Annotated in this window: 23 protein-coding genes and 1 tRNA gene; 11 read left to right on the top strand and 13 right to left on the bottom strand. The window is 72.9% G+C overall.

Annotated features, from left to right (window positions below; genetic code table 11):
* Nucleotides 1–45: 45 nt before the first annotated feature.
* Genes EV383_RS11455 through EV383_RS11440 form a run of 4 tightly spaced genes read left to right on the top strand, consistent with a single transcriptional unit; the run spans nucleotide 46 to nucleotide 3833 of the window.
* Nucleotides 46–1059, top strand: coding sequence for a branched-chain amino acid ABC transporter permease (locus tag EV383_RS11455; RefSeq protein WP_207223784.1), 1014 nt, complete (start codon nucleotides 46–48; stop codon nucleotides 1057–1059).
* Entirely contained in the window at nucleotides 1056–2213 is a 1158-nt protein-coding gene (locus tag EV383_RS11450; protein WP_130289902.1) for a branched-chain amino acid ABC transporter permease, read from the top strand. Before EV383_RS11455 ends, EV383_RS11450 begins: the two co-directional genes overlap by 4 nt.
* Nucleotides 2210–3130, top strand: a complete 921-nt coding sequence (locus tag EV383_RS11445) for an ABC transporter ATP-binding protein (RefSeq protein ID WP_130289901.1) — start codon at nucleotides 2210–2212, stop codon at nucleotides 3128–3130. Before EV383_RS11450 ends, EV383_RS11445 begins: the two co-directional genes overlap by 4 nt.
* Complete coding sequence (locus EV383_RS11440) at nucleotides 3111–3833, top strand: ABC transporter ATP-binding protein (protein ID WP_130289900.1); 723 nt, start codon at nucleotides 3111–3113, stop codon at nucleotides 3831–3833. The genes EV383_RS11445 and EV383_RS11440 overlap by 20 nt, the downstream gene beginning before the upstream one ends.
* 120 nt (nucleotides 3834–3953) lie before the next feature.
* On the opposite strand, the gene EV383_RS11435 is transcribed toward EV383_RS11440, so the two are convergent.
* From EV383_RS11435 to EV383_RS11410, 7 genes are all read right to left on the bottom strand, one after another.
* Nucleotides 3954–4601 (bottom strand): ANTAR domain-containing response regulator, encoded by a 648-nt coding sequence (locus EV383_RS11435; protein ID WP_130289899.1) that lies wholly within the window; start codon nucleotides 4599–4601, stop codon nucleotides 3954–3956.
* Nucleotides 4602–4743: 142 nt separating this feature from the next.
* Entirely contained in the window at nucleotides 4744–5454 is a 711-nt protein-coding gene (locus EV383_RS11430) for a helix-turn-helix domain-containing protein (RefSeq protein WP_130289898.1), read from the bottom strand.
* Between the two features lie 80 nt (nucleotides 5455–5534).
* Nucleotides 5535–5612 (bottom strand) — tRNA-Leu (locus tag EV383_RS11425).
* A gap of 78 nt (nucleotides 5613–5690) precedes the next feature.
* The gene (locus tag EV383_RS11420) at nucleotides 5691–6647 is read right to left on the bottom strand and encodes a hypothetical protein (RefSeq protein WP_130289897.1); all 957 of its coding nucleotides are present in this window, start codon (nucleotides 6645–6647) and stop codon (nucleotides 5691–5693) included.
* Nucleotides 6648–6732: 85 nt separating this feature from the next.
* Nucleotides 6733–6894 (bottom strand): hypothetical protein, encoded by a 162-nt coding sequence (locus EV383_RS31125; protein WP_165438308.1) that lies wholly within the window; start codon nucleotides 6892–6894, stop codon nucleotides 6733–6735.
* Between the two features lie 88 nt (nucleotides 6895–6982).
* Nucleotides 6983–8209 (bottom strand): class I SAM-dependent RNA methyltransferase, encoded by a 1227-nt coding sequence (locus EV383_RS11415; protein ID WP_242623030.1) that lies wholly within the window; start codon nucleotides 8207–8209, stop codon nucleotides 6983–6985.
* The gene (locus EV383_RS11410) at nucleotides 8206–10365 is read right to left on the bottom strand and encodes an APC family permease (RefSeq protein WP_130289896.1); all 2160 of its coding nucleotides are present in this window, start codon (nucleotides 10363–10365) and stop codon (nucleotides 8206–8208) included. Before EV383_RS11410 ends, EV383_RS11415 begins: the two co-directional genes overlap by 4 nt.
* 120 nt (nucleotides 10366–10485) lie before the next feature.
* On the opposite strand from EV383_RS11410, the gene EV383_RS11405 reads away from it, so the two are divergent.
* Complete coding sequence (locus tag EV383_RS11405) at nucleotides 10486–11148, top strand: potassium channel family protein (protein ID WP_130289895.1); 663 nt, start codon at nucleotides 10486–10488, stop codon at nucleotides 11146–11148.
* A gap of 2 nt (nucleotides 11149–11150) precedes the next feature.
* On the top strand, nucleotides 11151–11807 hold the full coding sequence (locus EV383_RS11400) for a potassium channel family protein (protein ID WP_130289894.1): 657 nt from the start codon (nucleotides 11151–11153) through the stop codon (nucleotides 11805–11807).
* A 56-nt stretch (nucleotides 11808–11863) separates the two neighbouring features.
* Here EV383_RS11400 and EV383_RS11395 read toward each other — a convergent pair whose 3' ends face one another.
* The 4 genes from EV383_RS11395 to dut all read right to left on the bottom strand — a co-directional run bounded on the left by EV383_RS11395 (nucleotide 11864) and on the right by dut (nucleotide 16953).
* On the bottom strand, nucleotides 11864–12670 hold the full coding sequence (locus EV383_RS11395; protein ID WP_242623029.1) for a DUF3159 domain-containing protein: 807 nt from the start codon (nucleotides 12668–12670) through the stop codon (nucleotides 11864–11866).
* Nucleotides 12667–13044, bottom strand: coding sequence for an OB-fold nucleic acid binding domain-containing protein (locus tag EV383_RS11390; RefSeq protein ID WP_130289893.1), 378 nt, complete (start codon nucleotides 13042–13044; stop codon nucleotides 12667–12669). Before EV383_RS11390 ends, EV383_RS11395 begins: the two co-directional genes overlap by 4 nt.
* A gap of 214 nt (nucleotides 13045–13258) precedes the next feature.
* Nucleotides 13259–16414, bottom strand: coding sequence for a DUF3710 domain-containing protein (locus EV383_RS11385; protein ID WP_130289892.1), 3156 nt, complete (start codon nucleotides 16412–16414; stop codon nucleotides 13259–13261).
* 26 nt (nucleotides 16415–16440) lie between these two features.
* On the bottom strand, nucleotides 16441–16953 hold the full coding sequence (dut, locus tag EV383_RS11380) for a dUTP diphosphatase (RefSeq protein WP_207223492.1): 513 nt from the start codon (nucleotides 16951–16953) through the stop codon (nucleotides 16441–16443).
* Nucleotides 16954–16977: 24 nt separating this feature from the next.
* Between dut and EV383_RS11375 the strand changes: the two genes are divergently transcribed.
* Nucleotides 16978–17475 (top strand): DUF3093 domain-containing protein, encoded by a 498-nt coding sequence (locus tag EV383_RS11375; protein ID WP_130289891.1) that lies wholly within the window; start codon nucleotides 16978–16980, stop codon nucleotides 17473–17475.
* A gap of 51 nt (nucleotides 17476–17526) precedes the next feature.
* Here EV383_RS11375 and EV383_RS11370 read toward each other — a convergent pair whose 3' ends face one another.
* On the bottom strand, nucleotides 17527–17829 hold the full coding sequence (locus EV383_RS11370) for a DUF4193 domain-containing protein (RefSeq protein ID WP_130289890.1): 303 nt from the start codon (nucleotides 17827–17829) through the stop codon (nucleotides 17527–17529).
* 318 nt (nucleotides 17830–18147) lie between these two features.
* Between EV383_RS11370 and EV383_RS11365 the strand changes: the two genes are divergently transcribed.
* Nucleotides 18148–19263, top strand: a complete 1116-nt coding sequence (locus EV383_RS11365) for a phosphotransferase family protein (RefSeq protein WP_130289889.1) — start codon at nucleotides 18148–18150, stop codon at nucleotides 19261–19263.
* On the top strand, nucleotides 19260–19880 hold the full coding sequence (cei, locus tag EV383_RS11360; protein ID WP_130289888.1) for an envelope integrity protein Cei: 621 nt from the start codon (nucleotides 19260–19262) through the stop codon (nucleotides 19878–19880). Before EV383_RS11365 ends, cei begins: the two co-directional genes overlap by 4 nt.
* 23 nt (nucleotides 19881–19903) lie before the next feature.
* On the opposite strand, the gene EV383_RS11355 is transcribed toward cei, so the two are convergent.
* Nucleotides 19904–20758 carry an inositol monophosphatase family protein gene (locus tag EV383_RS11355; RefSeq protein ID WP_130289887.1) on the bottom strand — a complete coding sequence of 285 codons (855 nt, stop codon included), beginning with the start codon at nucleotides 20756–20758 and terminating at the stop codon, nucleotides 19904–19906.
* Between the two features lie 281 nt (nucleotides 20759–21039).
* On the opposite strand from EV383_RS11355, the gene EV383_RS11350 reads away from it, so the two are divergent.
* Both EV383_RS11350 and EV383_RS11345 read left to right on the top strand, forming a co-directional pair.
* Nucleotides 21040–22512, top strand: coding sequence for an RNA polymerase sigma factor (locus EV383_RS11350; protein WP_130294250.1), 1473 nt, complete (start codon nucleotides 21040–21042; stop codon nucleotides 22510–22512).
* 273 nt (nucleotides 22513–22785) lie between these two features.
* Nucleotides 22786–23028: a hypothetical protein gene (locus EV383_RS11345; protein ID WP_130289886.1), complete on the top strand. Its 243-nt coding sequence runs from the start codon at nucleotides 22786–22788 to the stop codon at nucleotides 23026–23028.
* Nucleotides 23029–23054 lie beyond the last annotated feature (26 nt).

Genomic DNA, 23054 nt, shown 5'->3' with positions numbered 1-23054 from the left:
GTCCCGGGCGGGCATGCCCGTCTCGCGTGAGGAACCCTCGTGCTCGTGACCCACCTGCTGGCCCAGGGCCAGGTGCTCGCCCAGGGTCCGGACTGGATCAGCTTCGACGTCGCGTCGTTCGTCGACCAGTTCTGGTCCAACACCTTCGACGGCCTGACCTACGGGGCCATCTACGCGCTGATCGCCATGGGCTACACCATGGTCTACGGCGTCCTCCAACTGATCAACTTCGCGCACTCCGAGGTGTTCATCGTCGGGGCCTACGCCCTGTTCTTCACCCTCGCCGCGCTGGGCTTCGGCCCGTCCGCCCCGAACCTCAACGTGTTCGCCCTGATCGGCGACCTGGTGCTCGCCATGCTGGTGGCGATGCTGGCCGCCGGGGCGATAGCGGTCCTGCTCGAACGGGTCGCCTACCGGCCGCTGCGACGGCGCAAGGCGCCACGCCTTGCCTTTTTGATCACCGCGATCGGCGCCTCGTTCGCCATCCAGTACGCGATCTTCGCCTGGCGCGGGCCGAACCCGGAACCGGCACTGATCATGTTCCGGCCGCAGCCGATGTTCGACATCTTCGGCACGATCATCTACGACCAGCAGGTCGTGATCTTCGTGGCCGCTCTGGTGCTGATGGTGATCGTCGACCAGTTCGTGAACCGGACCCGGCTCGGACGCGGCCTGCGGGCCGTCGCCCAGGACCCCGACACCGCGACCCTGATGGGCGTGAACCGGGAGCGCGTCATCGTGCTGACGTTCCTCATCGGCGGCTTCCTCGCCGGCGCTGCGGCCCTGTTCTACGTGATGAAGGTGCCGTCGGGGGTCCAGTACAACGGCGGGTTCATCCTCGGTATCAAGGCGTTCGCCGCGGCCGTCCTCGGCGGCATCGGCAACATCCGGGGAGCGCTGCTCGGCGGCCTGCTGCTCGGCGTGCTCGGCAACTACGGGCAGACGCTGTTCGGCAACGCCCAGTGGACCGACGTCGTGGCGTTCGTGGTGCTCGTGGGCATCCTGATGGTGCGCCCGACCGGCCTGCTCGGCGAGTCCCTCGGGAAGGCGCGGGTATGACGACGACATCCGAGACATCGGCCGGGACTCCGTCGAAGGGCGGCGACCGGCGCCTGCTCGGCGGTCTGCGGGACCGCTGGAACGGTCTCCCCCGGGCCCAGCAGTGGCTCTGGCTGATCCCGCTGGTGGTGCTGATCTACGCGCTGCCGGTGCTCAACCCGCCGCTGCTGACGACCGAGCCGGGCACGAACTTCCCGATCGCGCTGTTCGACGCCGCGCGGTTCGCGCTGCTGGCGATCGGGCTGAACGTGGTCGTCGGCCAGGCCGGGCTGCTGGACCTGGGCTACGTCGGCTTCTTCGCCGTCGGCGCCTACGTCGCGGCGTTGCTGACCAGCCCGGACTCGATGCTCACCAAGATCCCGTACCTGTGGACGCTGCCGATCGCGATGATCGTGACGATGCTGGCCGGGCTGCTGCTCGGCGGGCCGACGCTACGACTACGCGGGGACTACCTGGCGATCGTCACGCTCGGGTTCGGTGAGATCATCCGGCTGCTGGCCACGATCGTCGGCCCCCTCAAGGGTCAGGTCGGCTTCCAGGGCGTCGGTCGTCCGCCGGGCACCTCCGCCGACGGCCAGCCGCTGTTCACCACGTCCAACGGCACCACCTGGTACTGGCTGGTCGTGACGATCACGATCGTGATCCTGCTGCTGGTCGGCAACCTCGAGCGCAGCCGCGTCGGCCGGGCCTGGATCGCCATCCGTGAGGACGAGGACGCCGCGCAGATCATGGGCGTGCCGACGGTCCGGTTCAAGCTGTGGGCGTTCGTGATCGGTGCCGCGATCGGCGGTCTGTCCGGGGCGCTGTTCGCCGGGCAGGTCGGCTTCGTCAACAACCAGAAGTTCGACGTGCCGACGTCGGTGCTGTTCCTGGCCGCGGTCGTGCTCGGCGGGTCCGGCAACAAGGTCGGCGTGATCGTCGGGGCGTTCCTCGTCTCCTACATCCCGAACCGGTTCGTCGAGCTCGCCGGGTACAAGTACCTGATCTTCGGTGTGGCGCTGATCGTGCTGATGGCGTTCCGCCCGCAGGGTCTCCTGGGGGCGCGGCAGCGTCTGCTGGCCTACGGTCGGCAGGCCTACAAGAGACTGGTCGGCAAACCCGAGCAGCTGGCGTCGGACAACCCGATGACGAACGAACGAGGGGGCCAGGCATGAGCACCCCGCAGGAGCCGCACGCCCCCGAGGGCAGCATCGTCGCCGAGCTGGAGGCGATGACCCCGGAACAGCGCGCCGAGCGCGAGGCCGAGGTCGCCGAGGTCGTCGCCCCGGACCGCGAGATCGCGGTCGAGGTCGGCGACACGCTGCTGCAGATGGAGAACGTGACCATGCGCTTCGGCGGCCTGGTCGCGCTCGACGACGTCTCGTTCGACATCCGCCGCGGCGAGATCCTCGGCCTGATCGGGCCGAACGGCGCCGGCAAGACGACGTGCTTCAACGCGCTCACCGGCGTCTACCGGCCCACCTCGGGCCGGGTGCTGCTGGAGGGCGCGCCGCTGGGCCGTCGTCAGCGTTTCCAGATCACCCAGCTCGGCATCGCCCGGACGTTCCAGAACATCCGGCTCTTCTCCGAGATGACCGCGCTGGAGAACGTCGTGGTCGGCACGGACGCCCGGCACAAGACGTCCGTGATGGGCGCCCTGTTCCGGGTGCCGCGGCACACCCGGGAGGAGAAGCAGGCGATCGAACGGGCGATGGCCCTGCTCGAGTTCGTCGGCATCGCCGACCGGGCCGCGGACAAGGCGCGCAACCTCCCCTACGGCTACCAGCGCCGTCTGGAGATCGCCCGCGCGCTGGCCACCGAGCCGAAGCTGCTGTGCCTGGACGAGCCCGCCGCGGGCTTCAACCCGGCCGAGAAGGACAACCTCATGGGGTTGATCCGCAAGATCCGCGACGACGGCTACACCGTCCTGCTGATCGAGCACGACATGCGGCTGGTGATGGGCGTGACCGACCGGATCGTGGTGCTGGAGTTCGGCAAGAAGATCGCCGAGGGACTGCCCGCGGAGATCCGCGACAACCCGGCCGTGGTTGCCGCCTACCTGGGGGTCCCCGATGACGACGACGCTTCTTGAGCTGGACGGGGTCGGCGCCCACTACGGGCGCATCCAGGCCCTGGACGGCATCTCCCTGACCGTCAACGAGGGTGAGGTGGTGACCCTGATCGGCGCGAACGGCGCCGGGAAGACCACCACCATGCGCGCCATCTCCGGCGTCCGGCCCATCTCCTCGGGGTCGATCACGTTCGACGGCACCGACATCTCCACGCTGCGCGCCGACCTGCGGGTCGTCCGCGGGATCTCCCAGGCACCGGAGGGCCGCGGGATCTTCCCCGGCATGACGGTGCTGGAGAACCTGGACATGGGCGCCTACAGCCGCAAGGACCGCAAGGAGCTCCCGGCCGAGATGGACCGGATCTTCGAGCTGTTCCCGCGGCTGGCCGAGCGCCGCTCGCAGGTCGGGGGCACGCTGTCCGGCGGCGAGCAGCAGATGCTGGCGATCGGGCGGGCGCTGATGTCCAAGCCGCGGCTGCTCCTGCTCGACGAACCGTCGATGGGTCTCGCCCCGCAGTTCATCGCGCAGATCTTCCGGATCATCACCGAGATCAACAAGACGCAGGGCGTCACCGTGCTGCTGGTCGAGCAGAACGCCCAGCAGGCACTCTCGCGGGCCGACCGGGCCTACGTCATCGAGACCGGCCGAATCACCCGGAGCGGCACCGGCAAGGAGCTGCTGGCCGACCCGAGCATCAAGGAGGCCTACCTGGGCGTCGCCTAGGTACTCCCCGTTCCTCAGCACGACTTCCCGCAGCACGACAGGAGCCCCGGTCCGCAGTCGGATCGGGGCTCCTGCCGTGCGCGGGTCGTGCGCGCGGGTTCGGGTGACGCGCGGGCCGGGTCAGGCCTTCGCGGCGGCCGTGGTGGTCGCCAGCCCGTCGATGACGGCGTCGGCGACGGCCTTCATCGTCGTGCGACGGTCCATCGCGGTGCGCTGGATCCAGCGGAACGCCTCGGGCTCGCTCATCTTCTGGTGGGTCATCAGCAGGCCCTTGGCCCGGTCGACGACCTTGCGGGTCTCGAAGCGCTCGTTGAGCGACGCGACCTCGTCCTCGAGCGCGCGCTTCTCGGCGAACCGGGAGACGGCCAGCTCGATCGCGGGCACCAACTCGTGCCGGGCGAACGGCTTGACCAGGTAGGCCATGGCGCCGGCGTCGCGGGCGCGCTCGATCAGGTCGCGCTGGCTGAACGCGGTCAGCATGACGACCGGGGAGATGCGCTCCCCCACGATCTCCGCCGCGGCCTCGATGCCGTCCTTCTTGGGCATCTTGACGTCCATGATGATCAGGTCCGGCTTGAGCTCACGGGCCTGGGCGACGGCGGCCTCCCCGTCGCCGGCCTCGCCCGCGACCTGGTAGCCCTCCTCGGAGAGCATCTCGGCGAGATCCATCCGGATCAGCGCCTCGTCCTCGACCACCAGGACGCGCCAACCCGGGCGCGGACCGTCGCCGTCGTCCTGCGGTGTGTCTGCGGGAACGTCCTCGGCCACCGGGGTCTCCTTCGTCGAACGGGTGTGCGGGGCGAACGTCCAGGTTACCGGGCGCCCACCCGTCGATGCCCTTCACTTCCGCACTTCGTGTGCCGAAACACGTCCTGAACCGCCGTTCAAGTCGGGCGGCCCCACCGATCGGTCAGGTCTTCGGCCCGACCTCCCGATCCATGATCTCCACCGCCTCGCGCCGGGCGACCGAGATCAGGTCCCATCGTGGCCTGCGGTGGGCCACGCCGAGACGGTCGAGCGAGGCCGAGCAGAGGTCGAGGATGTCGAGCGACTTGTTCGAGAAGAACCAGCGCGGATACTCGTAGCGTTTCTCGACCCCGTCCACCGTGCGCCGGGTCCAGTTCGTCATCCGGCACCCGTCGGAATGGAACAGCCCGCGCAGGAACCGGGCCGGGTTCGCATCGACGACGGTCGACTGCCATTCCTCCAGCACGATCGGCCGTTCGTGCTTGCGGCCCGGACCGTGCTGCGGGAACAGGCACACCCAGTGCTTCGAGTAGCTCTTGACCTCCGTGCAGCCCGTCCGGGCCACCCGGCACACCCCGTTCCCCAGGACGGCACCGAGCGCGGCCTCGACATCAGCCTTGATGCCGGGCCAGTCGTCGCCACAGGCGATCGACAAGGAGGCCACCCCACGCCGCCCGATCGTGATGTGACCGTCCCCCAGATAGGCGCCGAGGAGATAGGGATAGTCGGCGGACAGCGGCGCCCCACTGCATCGGGGACAGGTCGGAGCCGCGTCCGCGAAGCGCCGGTTCCCCTGCCGCCAATGCCTGATGGTGCCCGCGGGAACGCCGAGAACTTCGGAGACCTCTCGCGTGGTCAGCCCGGATGCCACCATCGCCAGCGCCTCGTCGACCGACTGTCGTGGGTGCATGGCGCGAATACTGCATCCACACCCCGACAGAATTGCCGGACGAATGGTGCCCCCGGTGGGATTCGAACCCACACTGGATGGTGTTTGAGACCATTGCCTGCTGCCAATTGGGCTACGGGGGCTGATCCGTTCGGACCTCTATCGGCGCCTCACCACGATAGCGCGCGACTCGTCCGACCCGTCCCCCGGTCCCGTCCCTCTCACGCCGCCCACACCCCCGCGAGTGTCTCGGCGATCCCGCGCATCACATGGCGGTCGTTCCAGTAGAGCGTGTGGGCCAGGGGGCTGAGGTTGAACGGGAAGGGCCGTGTGCCGACGCGCTCGTCGGCCACCGCGTCCCGGTAGTGCGGCGACAGGCCGGCCAGGGGCGTGGCGATGACGTCGTCGGGGTCGTAGAGGTTCGTCCATCCGCCGCGGCCGTCGAGGTCGGGCTCGACGTCGGGGTGCGGGACGCGCAGCGGGGTGTCGAGCTGGTGCTCGTCGAGGCCCAGGGTGAACAGCGCCAGAGGGCTGCCGAGGGTGTGCAGGCGCGACAGCGTGCGTCCCCGCTCCAGCGGGGTGTCCCCCACGATCTCCGCGACCTGCTCCGGCAGCCCGGCGCCGGCGTGCACGTCGTGGAAGTAGTTGCTCACGACCACCGTGCCGAGGCTGTGCGCGACGACGCAGAGCCGCGCGTCCGGCCCGGCCTCCCGGGCCAGCTCGCGCAGGCTCTGCGCCAGCACGGCGTGCACGCCGCCGTAGACGGCCGCATTGGACCGCTGGTAGGCGATCGCGTCCCCGATGTAGCCGACGGCGAGCCAGCGCAGGGTGGGCCAGCGGAAGTCGCCCGCGCCGGGCAACCAGCGGACGGCGCCGCTGGCCACCAGGGCGCTGAGCGCGGCCAGCGACCCCCGGGACGCGACGCCGCCGGCCCAGCGCAGACCGTCGAGGAACCAGCCGAGGGTCTCGCCCTCACCGGTCAGGCGGCGCTCCAGGTCGTCCTGGCGCTGCTGCAGGACCGGCACCCAGTGCGCCGAACGCACCACCAGCGCGTCGTCGGCGTCGACGCCGGTGTGCGCCGTGAACTCCTCGCACAGCAGCCGCATCGCGGTGGTCGCGACGTCGCCGTCGGACGCCTCCACGCCGTGCACGAACAGCACGGCGAGCCTGTCGGACATGATGATCCCCCGCGATCTCCCCGGAGATCATCACGCTACCGCCCGCGCAGGGCCGGGGCCCGGCGCCGGGGCCCGGTTCAGGGCCTCAGTGCCGGGGCGCGCCGCCACCGCCGCCGCGCTTGCGCAGCATGCCCTGGATCTTCTCCCGGTTCTTGGGGTCCGAGGCGTAGCGCTTGGCCTGGTCGGTGACCTTGCGGCCCTGCGGGCTCTTGAGGAACTGGGAGATCTTGCTGAACAGGCCGGGCATGGGTCCTCCTGGGTGACGCGGCGGGATCTCCCGCCGCCGGTACACGGTACAGCCGGACAACCCGGACACGCCGGACGTGGACGGCGGGTCAGACACGCTCGAGGAGCGCGACCGCCTCCATGTGGTGGGTCATCGGGAACGCGTCGAACGCGCGCAGCGCCGTGACCCGGTAGTTCTGCATCGCGAACAGGGCCAGGTCGCGGCCCAGCGACGCCGGGTCACAGGCCACGTGCACGATCCGCGCGGGTCCGCGGGCGGCCAGCGCGGCGACCATCGCCCGTCCCAGCCCGGCCCGCGGCGGGTCGGTGACGACGACGTCCGGGGTGTCCTCGAGCCGCGCGACCTCGCGTTCGGCCCGCCCGATCCGGAAGTCCACCTGCGGCAGGCCCGCCAGCGCACGACGGCCGTCGGCGACGGCGTCGCGGGAGGACTCCACGACCGTCACCCGCCCTCCCGGCCCGACCTGCTCGGCCAGCACCGCGGCGAGCACGCCGACGCCGCCGTAGAGGTCCCAGGCGACACCGCCCGACGGGGCGGCGGCCCAGTCACCGACGATCCCGGCCAGCGTCGGAGCCAGTGACGGGTGCACCTGCCAGAACACGCCCGGCGTCAGGTCCCAGCGGTGGCCGGCGGCGTGCGCGGCGACCGGCCCGTCGATCGGCAGGTGCGCCTGGGCGGTGGCGTCGACGGTCACCTCGAGGTCCTCGCCCGGGGGGAACGCGCCGGCCAGCACCGGCGGCAGCGAGCCGGTCGGGGCGAGGGGGCAGTCGGCGACCGCCAGCACGTCGTGGCTGCGGTGTGCGCGCAGGCCGGGCGTGCCGTCGGCGTCGACGGCCAGACGGACGCGCGTGCGCCAGCCCAGCGGCCCGCCGGGCAGCTCCTCGACCCGGACCTCGGGCAGGTGCGCCGTGGCCGGTCCGGCCAGGCGTTCGAGCTGCTCGCGCAGCACGTCGGTCTTCAGGGCGCGCTGGGCCGCCGGGGTGGCGTGCTGGAAGTCGCATCCCCCGCACGCGCCCGGACGCGCCCACTCGCACGGAGCGGGCACCCGGTCGGCCGACCCGCGCAGCACCGAGACCGCGTCGGCCCGGCAGAACGCGCCGCCCGGGTCCTCGGTGACGACGGCACGGACCCGCTCGCCGGGCAGCGCGTGCCGGACGAACACGACCCGCCCGTCGTCGGACGGCTCGCCGTCCTCACCGGCACGGGCGACGCAGTGCCCGCCGTGCGCGACGGCACCGACCTCCAGCTCGAGCACCCGGTCCGTCCAGTCCAGGACGGCGCGCCCGGTCGGTGGTTCGGTCGCGAGCTCGCTCAACTGTCCTTCTTCCCGGTGGGGGTCGTCCCCGTGGTGGTGGTCCCGCCCGCGCCCGGCCTGCCGCCGGCGGACTTCGTCGTGGATGTCCTCGCGGGGGTGCTCGGCGCATCCGGCCGCAGCCCCCCGCCGATCAACGCTCCGCCACCGCGGCTCTCCCCCGGCAGCTGGGCCCCCGACGGGTACCCGCGGCGCGACGCCCCCGGCGCTTCCAGCGGGCTGAGCCCGCGGGCTCCCTCGGACGAGCGCAGCTGCCAGGGCACGCTGGTGACCATCACCCCGGGCTGGAACAGCAGCCGGCTCTTGAGCCGCAGCGCGCTCTGGTTGTGCAGGACCTGCTCCCACCAGTGCCCGACCACGTACTCCGGGATGTAGACGGTCACGACGTTGCGCGGGGAGTCGCTGCGAATCCGCTTCACGTAGTCCAGGACCGGCTTGGTGATCTCCCGGTACGGCGACTCGACGACCTTGAGCGGCACCGGGATCCCACGCTTGTCCCAGTCCCGGACCAGCTTCTTGGTGTCGGCGTCGTCGACGTTGACCGTGACCGCCTCCAGGATGTCCGGCCGGGTCGCGCGCGCGTAGGCCAGGGCCCGCAGGGTCGGCTTGTGCAGCGTGGAGACGAGCACGACGGCGTGGTTGCGCGAGGGCAGGACGTCGTCGGACTCGTCGGCGACGAGCTCGGCCGAGATCCGGTCGTAGTGCTTCTGGATGGCCAGCATGAGCACGAAGAACCCGGCCATGGCCACGATCGCGATCCACGCGCCGAGGGTGAACTTCGTGATCAGGACGGTGACCAGGACGGCACCGGTCATCGCCGCGCCGAACCCGTTGATCGCCTGGCTGCGCCGGATCCTCGCCCGTTCGGCCGCCTCGGGCCCCTCCTCCAGCGCCCGGTTCCAGTGCCGCACCATCCCGATCTGGGACAGCGTGAACGACACGAACACCCCGACGGTGTAGAGCGGGATCAGCTTCGTGACCTCGGCCTGGAACCCCACGACGAGCAGGATGGCCAGGAACGCGAGCACGACGATGCCGTTGGAGAACGCCAGCCGGTCGCCGCGGGTGTGCAGCTGCCGCGGCAGGTAGCGGTCCTGGGACAGGATCGAGCCGAGCACCGGGAACCCGTTGAACGCGGTGTTCGCGGCCAGCACCAGGATCAGCGCCGTCGTCACGATCACGAAGAAGAACCCGGGCCGGAAGTCCGCGAACACCGCGTCCGCGAGCTGGGCGATCATCGTGTCCTGCCGGTATCCGGGTGGCGCGTCCGGGAACTGGCGCGCGGGGTCCTCGGCGATCTTCGCCCCGGTCGCCTGGGCCAGCGCGATCAGGCCCATGAACATCGTGATCGACAGCGTGCCCAGCATCAGCAGCGTGGTGGCCGCGTTGCGCGACTTCGGCTTGCGGAACGCCGGGACGCCGTTGCTGATCGCCTCGACACCGGTCAGCGCCGCCGCACCCTGGGTGAACGAGCGCAGGATCAGCAGGACCAGGGCGAGACCGGTGAACTGGTCGCCCTCGGCCACCAGCTCCAGGTTCGCGCTCGCCGCACGGACCTCGTCGCCGAAGATGACGATCCGGGTCAGGCCCCAGATCAGCAGGGCCGCGATGCCGAGGACGAACGCGTAGACCGGGATCGCGAACGCGGTCCCGGACTCCCGGATGCCCCGGAGGTTGACCGCGGTGAGCAACGCGATCGCCACCACGGCGAACAGCACCTTGTGGGTACCGACGAACGGGACCAGCGCCCCGATGTTCGCCGCGGCCGAGGAGATCGACACCGCGACGGTGAGCGTGTAGTCGACCAGCAGCGCGCTGGCCACGGTCAGTCCGGCCTTCTTGCCCAGGTTGACCGTCGCGACCTCGTAGTCGCCGCCCCCGGAGGGGTAGGCGTGCACGTTCTGCCGGTAGCTGGCGATCACGGTCAGCATCACCACGACCACGGCCAGGCCGATCCACGGCGACATCGCGTAGGACGTGACGCCCGCCACCGACAGCGTCAGGAAGATCTCTTCGGGGGCGTAGGCGACGGACGACATCGCGTCCGAGGCGAACACGGGCAGGGCGATGCGCTTACGGAGCAACGTGCTGTTCAGGCGGTCGCTGCGCTGCGGCCGTCCGACCACGAGCCGCTTCAGGGCGACGGCGAGCTTGGACACGGTGCGCAGCCTATGCTCCCCCCGCCCAGGTGCTCGCGATAGCGTGCGCGCGGCACGTGCGGGTCCGCTCCCGCGGGTGAGGAACCAGCCCCGACGACCCGTGGAAGGACCATCCACGCCATGCACGTCGTGATCATGGGATGCGGCCGGGTCGGCTCGTCCCTGGCCGCCGGTCTCGAGCGCCTCGGACACGAGGTCGCCGTAATCGACCGCGATCCCCAGGCCTTCCGCCGGCTGGGCCCGGACTTCCGCGGACGCCAGGTCGTCGGCTTCGGGTTCCACCGCTCCGTCCTCGACGAGGCCGGGCTGGAGGGCGCGGACGCGTTCGCCGCCGTCTCCAACGGGGACAACTCCAACATCATCGCCGCCCGGGTGGCCCGGGAGAGCTACGGCGTCGGCCGGGTCGTCGCCCGGATCTACGACGCCAAGCGGGCCGCGGTCTACGAGCGCCTGGGCATCCCGACCGTGGCCACCGTGCCGTGGACGACCGACCGGCTGCTGCGCATGCTGCTGCCCGACGGCGTCGCGACGGCGTGGCGCGAGCCCACCGGGACCGTCGCCGTGCTGCCGTTGCCGTTGAACGAGGAGTGGGCCGGCCAGCCGGTCCGCAAGCTGGAGCAGGCCACCGGGTCGCGGGTGGCGTTCATCGTGCGCTTCGGCACCGGCGTGCTGCCGGGCCCGGACACCACCGTGCAGGCCGAGGACACCGTCTACGTGGCCGCCCGCTCGGGCACCGTGTCGGACGTGACGGCGGCCGCCGCGGCGGCCCCCGAGGAGGAGTAGGCATGCGGGTCGCGATCGCCGGAGCCGGCGCGGTGGGGCGTTCCATCGCTCTCGAGCTGGTCGAGTCCGAGCACCAGGTGATGCTGATCGAGCGTGAGCTCACCCAGATCGACCCGGGTGCCGTCGAGGACGCCGAGTGGGTGCACGCCGACGCCTGCGAGCTGAGCTCGCTGGAGGAGGCCGGCATCGAGGGCTGTGACGTCGTCATCGCCGCGACCGGCGACGACAAGGTCAACCTCGTGGTGTCGCTGCTGGCCAAGACCGAGTTCGGGGTGCGCCGGGTGGTGGCCCGGGTCAACGACCCCCGCAACGAGTGGCTCTTCTCCGAGAACTGGGGCGTCGACGTCGCGGTGTCCACGCCGCGCCTGCTGGCCGCGCTCGTCGAGGAAGCGGTGGCGGTCGGTGACCTGGTCCGGCTGCTGACGCTGCGTCAGGGTCAGGCGAACCTGATGGAGGTCACGCTCCCCGACCCCACGCCGCTGTCCGGGCGTCCGGTGCGCTCGCTGGCCCTGCCGCCGGACTCGGCGCTCGTGGTCATCCTGCGCGGCGGACGCGTGATCGTCCCGCAGCCCGACGACGCGATCGAGGCCGGCGACGAGCTGCTGTTCGTGGCCACCGCCGCCGTCGAGGAGGAGATCCGCTCCGCCCTCGACGTCTGATGCGGTTCCCCGACGCCGGGGTGTAGGCGTTGGGTCGCGGCCCAGGGCGCCGGGCGTCAGGTCGCGGTGGGGGTACCGGCCCGCTCGGCGCGGCGGACGATCAGGATCGTGGCCAGGATGGCGACGCCGAACAGCGGGTAGCCCATCGCCAGCCGGGCGATGCCGAGCGCGTTCTCGGCGTTGGCGTCGTAGAGCAGGCCCTGTACGACGACCCGCAGGCCGAACACCAGGGCCCAGATGCCGGTCGCCCAGGTGTAGGCCTTGAGCAGCCGCCTGTCCGAGCGCCACTCCTGGCCGTGGCCGTTGATGCCGTGCCAGATCACCCCGGCCAGCGGCCAGCGGACGATCACCGACACGAGCGCGACCAGCGCCAGGAACCCGCTGTAGAGCAGGCCGGGCAGGTAGAAGCCGCGGGCCTCACCGGTCTGGTTCGCCACCAGCGCGCAGATCCCGACGCCGATCAGGCCGGAGATCGCCGGCTGGATCGGGTCGCGGCGCACCAGGCGCCAGATCAGCACCACGACACCGGCCGCGATCGCCGCGTACAGCGCCGGGCGCAGCGAGGTGATCACGTTGACGACCACGAACACCGCCACCGGGACGGTCGAGGCGACGATCCCGGAGATCCCGCCCATCTGGTCCATCAGCGTCGGGCCGGTGGCCGTGCGCCCCGGGGTCTCGCCGGTGGTCCCGGCACCGGGCTGCGCCGCGATCGACTCCGTCGGTCCGGTCACCTCGGCGGGCGCCGACACCGGCTCGCCGGGGCGGGCACCGGCCCGGGGCCGTCCGTCCGGCGGCGGGGTGTCGGCGTCGATCCGGGGCAACCGGGTGGTCGGGGTGCTGTCGGGGTGAGGTTCGCTCACTGCGCCTGACAGATCTCGTAGTACGGGTTGTAGAGCACCTTCTGCCCGTCACGGACCGACAGCCGCCCGCGGACGCGCATGGTCCGGCCGGCCTCGATCCCGGGGATCCGGCGGCGGCCCATCCAGACCAGGGTCACGCCGTCGGTGCCGTCGAACAGCTCCGCCCGGAGCGTCGCCTCGGCGCTCTGCGGGCACAGCTCCACACTGCGGATCCGGCCCAGCATCATGACCTCCTCGCCGCACGCGCAGTCCTTCGCGGCGCGGGCTCCCGAGTCCTCGGCGTCCTCCGCCAGGTCACGGGCGTCGAGCTCCTCGACGTCGCTGGTGAGCTTGCGGAGCATCCGGCGGAACGTCCCGCCATCCGTGCTGCCCATGTCTCTCCTCGGCCAGGCGCGGACCCCGACCCGGTCGGAGTCCCCTCGCTCGTGTCGCGATCCGACTCGTGTCGTGCTCTCGCGCTACCAGGGTAACGCCCGCGAACCGGTTCTTGTGCCCGCTCCCCGGGCTCCGTGGGTCACCCGTTCCGCCACGGTGAACGGTGGCCCGCCGACGTCCGCCGGTCCGTCGGCGGCGGACCGGCGGGCACCCTCAGCGGCGATGGCGTCCGGGGTCGACGGCCGACGCGGGGCCCGTGGGGTCGTCGCCCGGTGCGGGCCCGCCGCCGTCGGCGTCCGGGTGGTGACCGTTGCCGTTGCGGCGGTAGCGCTCCCCCGCCTCGGCCGGGGAGCTGAACAGGTCGCCGCCGTCGGCGTCGTGGCCGGACCCGCGGTACGCCGACGTGTCCCGCCAGTCGGTCAGCGGGACGCGGGACCCGTTGCGCGGCGGCTCCGGGTCGAGCGGCGAGCGGGTCGTGGCGTCCGGGTCGCGGTGTCCCCCGGGACGCGCGTGCCGTCCGCCCGGCCGGGCGGCGATCTCCGCCGACATCCAGGGCGACGCGTCCGCGGGCCGGTCGACGGCCTCGGCGTCCCCGCGACGACGCCGTCCGCCGGCAGCGGTGTCGGGACCGGCACCCGGGGCCGGGCGCGACGCGCCGTTCGTCCCGGCCCGCGGACGGCGACGCGGCAGGGCCGCCGCGACGGGGTCGGCGAACGCCTCGGTGTGGGGCGGCTCGGTGCGGGACGGTTCGGTGAGAGACGGCTCGACCAGGGGCGGTTCCGGGAGGGGCTCCGCGTCCAGCTCGGCGTCCAGCAGAGGGACGTCGACCAGCGGGATGTCCTCGATCGCCATCCGGCCCGGCACGGTGAGCTCGGGCGAGGTCGGCTCGAGGGGGGTCGGTTCGAGCGGGGTGCCGGGTTCGAGCGGGGTGGCGTCGTCCGCCGGCGACCACCGGTCCGGGCCGGGCGCCGGCTCACCGGCGTCGCGGAGCAGGTCCGCGGCGGGCGTGAGGTCGCGGCCGCCCCGGGGGCGGTCGGCGCGGCGACGGCGCGGGGGCTCGCCGGAGCGGTCGGTACCGGATCGGGAGGTGCCCGAGCGGGAGGTGCCCGAGCGGGAGGTACTCGAGCGGGAGGTGCTCGAGCGCAGCGACGCCGGGTCCGGCACCAGGTCGGCCGGGGAGAGCGCCGTCACCGCGGGGTCGCGGCGGACCGGGGGCTCGACCGGTTCGGGGACCGCGTCGAACCCGCCGGAGCGGACCGGCTCGTCCGGGACCTCGACCGCGCGGTTCCACCCGGACGTGGCCGGGTCGCGGCGGACCGGGTCGGACAGCAGGGCGGGATCACGACGCTCGGCGCGGTACGAGCCCGACGACGCCGGTTCACGCCGGTCGGGTGCGGAACCCGGCCGGTCGGCGGGACCCCGGGACCGGTACCCCCCTGTCCGTGCGGCGTCGCCACGCGCGCCGGGGCGGCCGGTGGCGGAACGGCCTGCGACCGGGTCGTCGGCACGGCGGTCGTCGGCGAACCGGTCGTCCGGGTACCGGTCGTCGGCGAACCGGCCCCCGTCGTCGCCGTCGGCGTAGCGGTCGTCCGGGTACCCGTCGTCGTAGCGGTCGGCGGAGGCTCCCCGGCGGTCGTCGGCGGGGCCGGACCGGTACCCGTCGTCACGGACGTCGGCAGGCCGCCCGGCACCGTCGCGGGAGGGGACGGCCCCGTCGCGCGACGGGACGGCACCCTCGCGCGGCGGGACGGCACCCTCGCGCGGCGGGACGGCACCCTCGCGCGGCGGGACGGACAGCCGTCCGGTCGCCGCGGCCGGTCCGGCGGCGGGCTCGTAGGCGTCGCGGCCGGGCGGGCGGGTACCGGCCACCGGGGCGGCGGACTCGCGCCGGACCCGTGGTGCGGCGCCGGTCCGGGTGGTGGGCGCGTCGGGGCCATCGGCAGGGCGCCGTTCGACGGGGCGGCGGACCGGGGCGTCCGGGTCGCGACGGACGGGTCGCGCGACCTGCGGGATCGAGCGTGTCGACGCGACCGGGTCCCCCTCGGCGCGTGCCGCGGCGGGCTCGCGGACCGGCGCGCCGTTCGGGCGTGCGACCGCGGCCGGCGCGACGGGAGCACCGGACGGGGCCGGGGCGGGGGTCGAGCCGGTCGCACCCGGGCGCGGGGTCGCGCCGGTCGTCGTCGACCCGGCCGGGACCGAGACGGTGATGCTCGCGCCCTTCGGCTTCGCGGCCTCGGGCTGCTTCTCGGCCAGGTGCTCCGGCAGCGTCAGGGGCAGCACGGTCCGCGGCGGGTAGGGCAGCTTGCCGCGCACGACGATGACGCCGCGCATGACCCGTCGCAGCTCCACGTCGAGGGCGTCGACGGTGTCCAGTGACGCCGTCGCCACGCCGTAGACCATCCAGCGCGGGCCGTCGGCGCCGATGAACACCGACGCGGCGTTCTCGGTGCGGGCGTGCAGCTCACGGCCCCAGTCGCCCTGGGCGTTGCGGACCCGGGCACCACCGTTGCGCAGTGAGGTCTCGATCTCCGCGGAGAGCTCGTGCCAGAGCCCGGAGGACCGCGGGGCGGCCAGCGCGCTGACCGCGATCCGGCCCTCGGGCAGCATCAGGTGCACCGCCTGCGGGCGGCCGCCGTCGGTCGGCTCCAGCTTCAGCTCGGCGCCGTAGGGCACCGGCACCTGCATCGACCCGAGGTCGACGCGGGCCAGCGCGTCGGTCATCGACGGGTCGAGCTCCTCGACGTCGGCCGGCCCGAGCGGACGCCCGTCGCGACCGGGCGGCGGGACCGAGAGGGGGGCGTCGCCGACGCCGTATTCGTCGTCGTCGTAGTCCTCCTCGTCGTACCCCTCGTCGTCGTAGTCCTCGTCCTCGTAGTCGTCGTCGTACTCGTCGTCGGGGACCGGAGCGGGGGGCTCCGGCCGGACCGGGGCCCGCCCGTTCGGCGGGCGGTCGCGCGGGTCGTCGTCGGGGTCGCCGAAGTCGTGGCCCTGCGGGGCGTAGTCGCGGGCGTAGAGGGGCTCGTCGTCGTAGCGGTCGTCGCGGGCGGCCGCGGGCCGGCCCCCGTAGAGGGGCGGCTCGGACTCGTCCCACCGCCCGTCCGGTCCGGGACCACCGCGGGGGGCGCCGCCGCGGGGGTCCGCCGGTGCGGCGCCGGTGCGGCCGTTCACGTCGGTTCGCCCGCGGGCCGGTGCGACCGCCCGGGCCCGTCCGGTGCCCGACGGTCCGGCACCCCGCACCCGGGCCGACTCGCGCTCGCGGGAGTCGTGGTCGTCGTAGACGTCACCGGGCTCGGCGGGCTCGCCGTAGCCGGGATAGCCCGGGTAGAGCTCCTCGTCGCCGGTGCCGGTCTCCGGCCGGACGTCGAACATGGGCCGACCGCGTGAACGTCCGGGCATCAGCGTCCTCCTACGGCGCCCAGACCGGCGTGGCCGCCGGTCGAGCCGTGGCCGCCGGTCCCGCGCGCGGACGGCGGGAGCTCGGCGACCTCGACGAAGCGGGCGTGCTCCACCCGCTGCACGACCAGCTGCGCGATCCGGTCACCGCGTCGCAGCACCAGCGTCTGCGCCGGGTCGTGGTTGATCAGACAGACCTTGATCTCCCCGCGGTAGCCCGCGTCCACCGTGCCCGGGGCGTTCACCACGGACAGGCCGCTGCGCGCGGCCAGGCCCGAGCGGGGGTGGACGAAACCGGCGAAGCCGGGCGGGAGCGCGACCGCGACACCCGTTCCGACCAGTGCCCGCTCACCGGGGGCGAGCGTGACGTCCTGCGCGGTCACCAGGTCGGCCCCTGCATCTCCCGCCCGGGCGTACGCGGGCGGCGGCAGGTCGGGGTCGAGCCGGGTCAGCAGCACGTCGACGGACGGTGCGACCAGTGGCTCGTCCTGGGGAGCGGGGAGAGGACCGGGCACGGCGGGCGACGCTACCCTGGGTTCGTGAACAAGCAGCCGTCTCCGGTGGGTTCTGCGACGTCCGGCCCTGCTGCGTTCGACGAGCGGTTATCCGTGCCATCGTGGTGGTACCTACCGGCCGTCGGCCTGGGACTGCTGCTCGGCGCGGAGATCCATATGGGGTATCCGGGCGTCCGGTCGTGGATCGGTTACCTGATCCTGGTGCCGCTGTGCGTCCTGGCGCTGTGGCGGCTCGGCCGCAGCCGGGTCCTGGTCCGTGGCGGCACGCTCACCGTCGGTGACGCCGCGGTCGACCTGGCTCACATCGGGCGCACCGACGTCGTCGCGGAGAAGTTCGCGAAGCAGGACGCGCTGGGCCCGCAGCTGGACCCGACCGCGATGGTCCTGCACCGCGCCTGGATCCCGACCGTCGTCCGGATCGAGATCACAGACCCCTCCTCCGAGGCCCCGTACTGGGTCGTCAGCACCCGCCGCCCGGACGATCTCGTCGCCGCGCTGGAACGCGGCACCGTGACCTCCTGAACGACGTCCGGCCCCGGTCCGAGGAGGACCGGGGCCGGACGAGGGAAGCGGTCAGGCCGCGCAGTCGCGGCAGATGTACTGGCCACCCTTGGAGCTCGCCAGGCGGCTCCGGTGGTGCACCAGGAAGCAGCTCGCACAGGTGAACTCGTCCGCCTGCTTCGGCAGGACGTTCACCGTGAGCTCCTCGCCGGACAGGTCCGCACCCGGCAGCTCGAAGCTCTCCGCGGTGTCGGTCTCGTCGACGTCGACGACCGCGGACTGGGCCTCGTTACGCCGCGCCTTGAGCTCGTCGAGCGAGTCCTCGGCCAGTTCGTCGGCCTCGTTCCGTCGTGGGGCGTCGTAGTCGGTCGCCATGGGTCCACCCTTGCCATTCACAGTTTGCGCAGCTCACCGGCCCAGTTCGCTGCTGGTCGATCACACTCGTAAGTTTCTGCGTGCCGCTGAGGAACGTCGCGGACGCAAGGTTTGTGCCCGATGGTCGGAGTGACGCCGGTCTCACCATCCACGGAGAGACCGCCGAACGGCCCTACTCGGGCGGGCACCGGATCGCACTGACCACGACGGAGCCGCCCGGAGCGGTGCGTCCACCACCGGCGGCCGGGAGGGTAACCCAGGCGCGCGACCGGCGTCGCTGCGGGCCCGGCGGCCCCTGCACCACTAGGGTCGGGCCCCGTGGCAACGAGCTCGGCGACACCGCCCGAATCCGACCCGACCCCCGGCGCCGACCCGGAGTCGGTGGGGGCGTTCCTGGCCACCGAGCTGGACGACGAGCGGTGGCGCGGGTGCACCCTCGCCCCGGTCGGCGCGGGCCGGTCGAACCTGACCTACCGGGTGGACAGCGAAGCCGGTGCGGTGGTGCTGCGCCGCCCGCCGGTGGGCTCGGTCGCCGAGACCGCGCACGACATGGAACGCGAGAGCCGCGTGATCTCCGCGCTCGCCGGCACCGGCGTCCCGGTCCCCGCCGTGCTGGCCCACCGCGAGGACGGGCCCCCGGTCGACGCACCGTGCTTCGTGATGGAGCTCGTCGACGGCGTCGTCCCGCTCGACGACCTCCCCGCCGGCTGGGCGGACACCGAGGCGGACCGGGCACGGGCCGGGAAGGCCCTCATCGACGTCCTGGCGGCGCTGCACGAGGTCGACCCGGCCGCGGTGGGCCTGGGCGACTTCGGACGCCCGGACGGCTACCTGGAGCGCCAGATCCGCCGCTGGGGCAAGCAGTGGGCCGCCGCCCGCGACGACACCGACGCCCCGTCGGCCACCGATGAGCGCACCGAGACCGAGCTCACGCGGCTCTCCGAGCGTCTCGCCGCCGACGTGCCCGCCACCCAGCGCCACACCGTCGTGCACGGCGACTACCGGATCGACAACTGCGTCTACGACTCCGGCGACCCGGGGACGATCCTGGCCGTCCTGGACTGGGAGATGTCCACTCTCGGCGACCCGATGGCCGACCTGGGCCTGCTGCTCGTCTACTGGCCCCAGGACGGCGACGGCCCGGTCTGGCGCGAGGCGCAGCAGATCCCGAGCCCGACCCGTCTGCCCGGCTTCCCCACCCGCGACGAGCTGGTCGCGGCCTACGCCGAGCGCACCGGCCTCGACGTCGGGCCCCTGCCCTGGTACGTCGCGTTCGGGGCGTTCAAGCTGGCCGTGGTGCTGGCCGGGATCCTGTCCCGGGTCCGCGCCGGGGCCGTGCCGGCCGACATGGCCGAAGGCCTGGAGGACGCGGTCGGACCGCTCGTCGCCCTCGGGCACCACATCCTCGACCACGGGATCGGAGACGCGCGATGACCTCCCCGCGCCCGTACCAGCGGCGGCGTTCCCGCCCGATCATCGCGACCGCCACGGTGCTGTTCCTGCTGGCCGCCGCGACCTGGGTCGTCGTCCTGGTGACCACCTCCGGCGGTCCCGCCGACACCACCTGCACCCCGCCGGCCACGGGGCCCGTCCCGGGCACCGTGATCGACCGGGCCGAGCTCGACACCGCTGCCCCGGTGGCTCCCACCGACGTCCGCTTCCAGGTGCTCAACGCCGGTGGCCAGCGCGGCCAGGCCAACCTGGTCTCGGCCCAGCTCGGCGACCTGGAGTTCAAGGAGTCCTCGAGCCCCACGAACGACCCGCAGTACCCCGACGGCGACATGGACTGCCTCGGCCAGCTCCGGTTCGGCCCGTCCGGTCAGGGAGCGGCGGAGACACTCGCGCTGGTCATGCCGTGCGTGGAGATGGTCCGCGACGACCGGACCGGCGCCGGTGTGGACGTCGTGATCGGGGCGGCGTTCTCCGACGTCGCCCCCGGCCGCGCCGCGCGCGACGTCCTCGACGAGCTGGCCGCGCCGGCCGGGGAGAGCGGCCGTCCCGCCGTCGACCCGGCGGCCCTGCAGCAGGCCCGGGACAACGGCTGCACCTGAGCCCGGCCGCCCGCCGGCGGGGCTCAGACCTCGCCGGCCCCGTGGGCGAGGGCCAGCTCCGCGAGCGCCCGCGCGACACCGGGTGCCGCGGCCAGCGACACGTCGTCACCCAGGCCCGCGGCGTCGGCGCCGAGATCGTCCGGGCCGCCCGCGATGTGCAGCAGCGCCCCGGCCTCGCGGGCGATCAGCGACGCCGCCGCCCAGTCCCACCAGTGGCTTCCGTGTTCCACGTATCCGTCCAGCCATCCCGCGGCGACCGCGCACAGGTCCAGCGCCGCCGAACCGGCGCGGCGGATGTCGCGCACCCGCGGCAGCATCCCGGCGACCATCCGGGCCTGCCGGGCCCGCCGGTCGGCCTGGTAGGCGAAGCCGGTCCCGATCAGGGCCAGCGACAGGTCGTCGGTGCCGGTGACGGCCAGCGGCACGCCGTCGCACGTGGCGCCGCCGCCGAGGGCCGCCGTCCAGACCCGCCCGGACGCGGGCTCGACGACGGCGCCGGCCACCGTCTCGCCGTCGCGGACGGCCGCGACCGAGATCGCGTACCAGGGCAGGCCGTACAGGTAGTTGACCGTCCCGTCGATGGGGTCGACGACCCAGCGCGCCGACGCGACGTCGCCCGCCCCCTCCTCGCCGTACACCGTCTCCCCCGGCCGCAGCACGGCCAGCCGCTCGGTGAGGAAGCGCTCGACCGAGGCGTCGGAGGCGGTCACGACGTCGGTCGGCGAGCTCTTCGTGCTGACGTCGGCGCCCCCCGTCCCGGAGCTCGGCGCGGGAAGTTCCCGCAGGTGGGCGGCCGCCTCGACGGCCACCTGCTCGGCCACCGCGCGCAGCGTGTCGGGGGAATCGGGCCGTGCGTCGGAGGAGGTCACACCGACCATCCGATCACGGCCCGGCACCGGCCGCGCAACCGCTCGCCGGGTGCCTCGCGATGACCCCCGGAGACGTCCGGTGACGGTCTCGTGACGCGCGGGTGGCGTGAGGTGCGCCCCCTGTCCATCAGCACAGTTACAATGGAACGGCACCCCACCTCCGGGACGCGCGGCGACCTCCACTAACGCCGGCGACCGAGGCGGCGATGACACAACGACATTCCGACGCACACGCGACCAGCACGTGCCCCGCCGTCCGCGGTGAGGACACGGTGATCGGGTCTCCTGCGATCGGATCGAACCACGTCAGCGCACGTAGCGAGAGGGCCCAGGTGGCAGCCGCAGACTCCGCAGCACGCAGCGACTCGACCGTCGAGGAGACGTCGAGTCCCGCACCCCGTACCCGTCGAGCGGCCGGGGCGACCAAGACGGCCGCCAAGCCCGGGACACGCACCGCCGCCAAGCCGGCCGCGAAGACCGGCCCGGCGACCCGTGGGGGCGCGAAGAAGCCCGCCGCGAAGAAGGGCGCGACCAAGACCGCCGAGGGCACCGAGGAGGTCGAGCTCGAGGAGGGTGAGCTCGCGGCCCCCGAGGACGGCGAGCTCGTCGAGGAGGTCGCCGTCGACATCGAGGCCGACCTGGCCGAGGTCGCCGCGGACCCCGCCGTCGAGGTGGTGGCCGACGATGACGACGATGATGACGACGGCGAGGCCGAGACCAACACCGGCGCCAACCGTCAGGCCCCGACGACCCGCTCGTCGCAGCAGAAGTCGGCCGACTTCGTCTGGGACGAGGAGGAGTCCGAGGCCCTGCGGCAGGCCCGCAAGGACGCCGAGCTCACCGCCTCGGCCGACTCGGTCCGCGCCTACCTCAAGCAGATCGGCAAGGTGGCACTGCTCAACGCCGAGGAGGAGGTCGAGCTCGCCAAGCGGATCGAGGCCGGCCTCTACGGCGCCGAGCGTCTGCGCCGCGCGTTCGACGCCGGCGAGAAGGTCTCCCCGCAGCTGCGGCGTGACCTGCGTTGGATCGTCCGCGACGGCGAGCGCGCCAAGAACCACCTGCTCGAGGCGAACCTCCGTCTCGTCGTCTCCCTGGCCAAGCGCTACACCGGCCGCGGCATGGCGTTCCTGGACCTGATCCAGGAAGGCAACCTGGGCCTGATCCGTGCGGTCGAGAAGTTCGACTACACCAAGGGCTACAAGTTCTCCACGTACGCGACGTGGTGGATCCGTCAGGCGATCACCCGCGCGATGGCCGACCAGGCCCGCACCATCCGCATCCCGGTGCACATGGTGGAGGTCATCAACAAGCTCGGCCGTATACAGCGTGAGTTGCTCCAGGATCTCGGGCGCGAGCCCACTCCCGAGGAGCTCGCCAAGGAGATGGACATCACCCCGGAGAAGGTGCTGGAGATCCAGCAGTACGCCCGGGAGCCCATCTCGCTGGACCAGACGATCGGCGACGAGGGCGACTCGCAGCTCGGTGACTTCATCGAGGACAGCGAGGCCGTGGTGGCCGTCGACGCGGTCAGCTTCACGCTGCTGCAGGACCAGCTCCAGTCGGTGCTGGCGACGCTGTCCGAGCGCGAGGCCGGCGTGGTGCGCCTGCGCTTCGGGCTCACCGACGGCCAGCCGCGCACGCTGGACGAGATCGGCCAGGTCTACGGGGTCACCCGTGAGCGCATCCGGCAGATCGAGTCCAAGACGATGTCGAAGCTGCGTCACCCGTCGCGGTCGCAGGTTCTGCGCGACTATCTCGACTGATCGTTCGTATCGGTAGCACCGAGAACGCCCCCGAGCTTCTGCCCGGGGGCGTTCTCGTGTTCCGGGGCCTGTATCGGATCGGGCAGAACGGGCCGCCGGAGCGCCGCAACCCGGTAGTCGACGAGGTGCGGGTGGCCCTGACTCTTCCGAGCAGATGATCCGCGGGAAGCCACCACCCAGCGCGGTCTCAGCGCTTCATGGTTCTGCGCCGAGTGGCCTCTGAGCTGCGACGACAGGCCTTGATGCGAACACACGTTCGAGTATGATGGAGGCATGTCCACCGGCCGGGTCGCCGCAGCGCACGACCGCCTCATCGAGGCCGTCGAAGAACTCCGCGCCGCCACCGCCGGAGCGAGCGACACCGAACAGATCACCGTCCTGATCGCCTGCGAGGCCGCCCGCCGACGCCTCGACCACCTCTCCGTCGACGTCCTCGCGAGTGCCGAGCGGCGCGACGTGTTCACCTCCCGCGGCTACAAGACCAGCTCCGCCGCCCTCGCCGACCTCCTCGGCTGAGAACGCTTCGAGGCCCGCCGGCACGC

The organism is Pseudonocardia sediminis (assembly GCF_004217185.1).
In the GTDB taxonomy this organism is placed as follows: Bacteria; Actinomycetota; Actinomycetes; order Mycobacteriales; family Pseudonocardiaceae; genus Pseudonocardia; species Pseudonocardia sediminis.
This window is presented reverse-complemented; position numbering and strand designations above follow the sequence as displayed.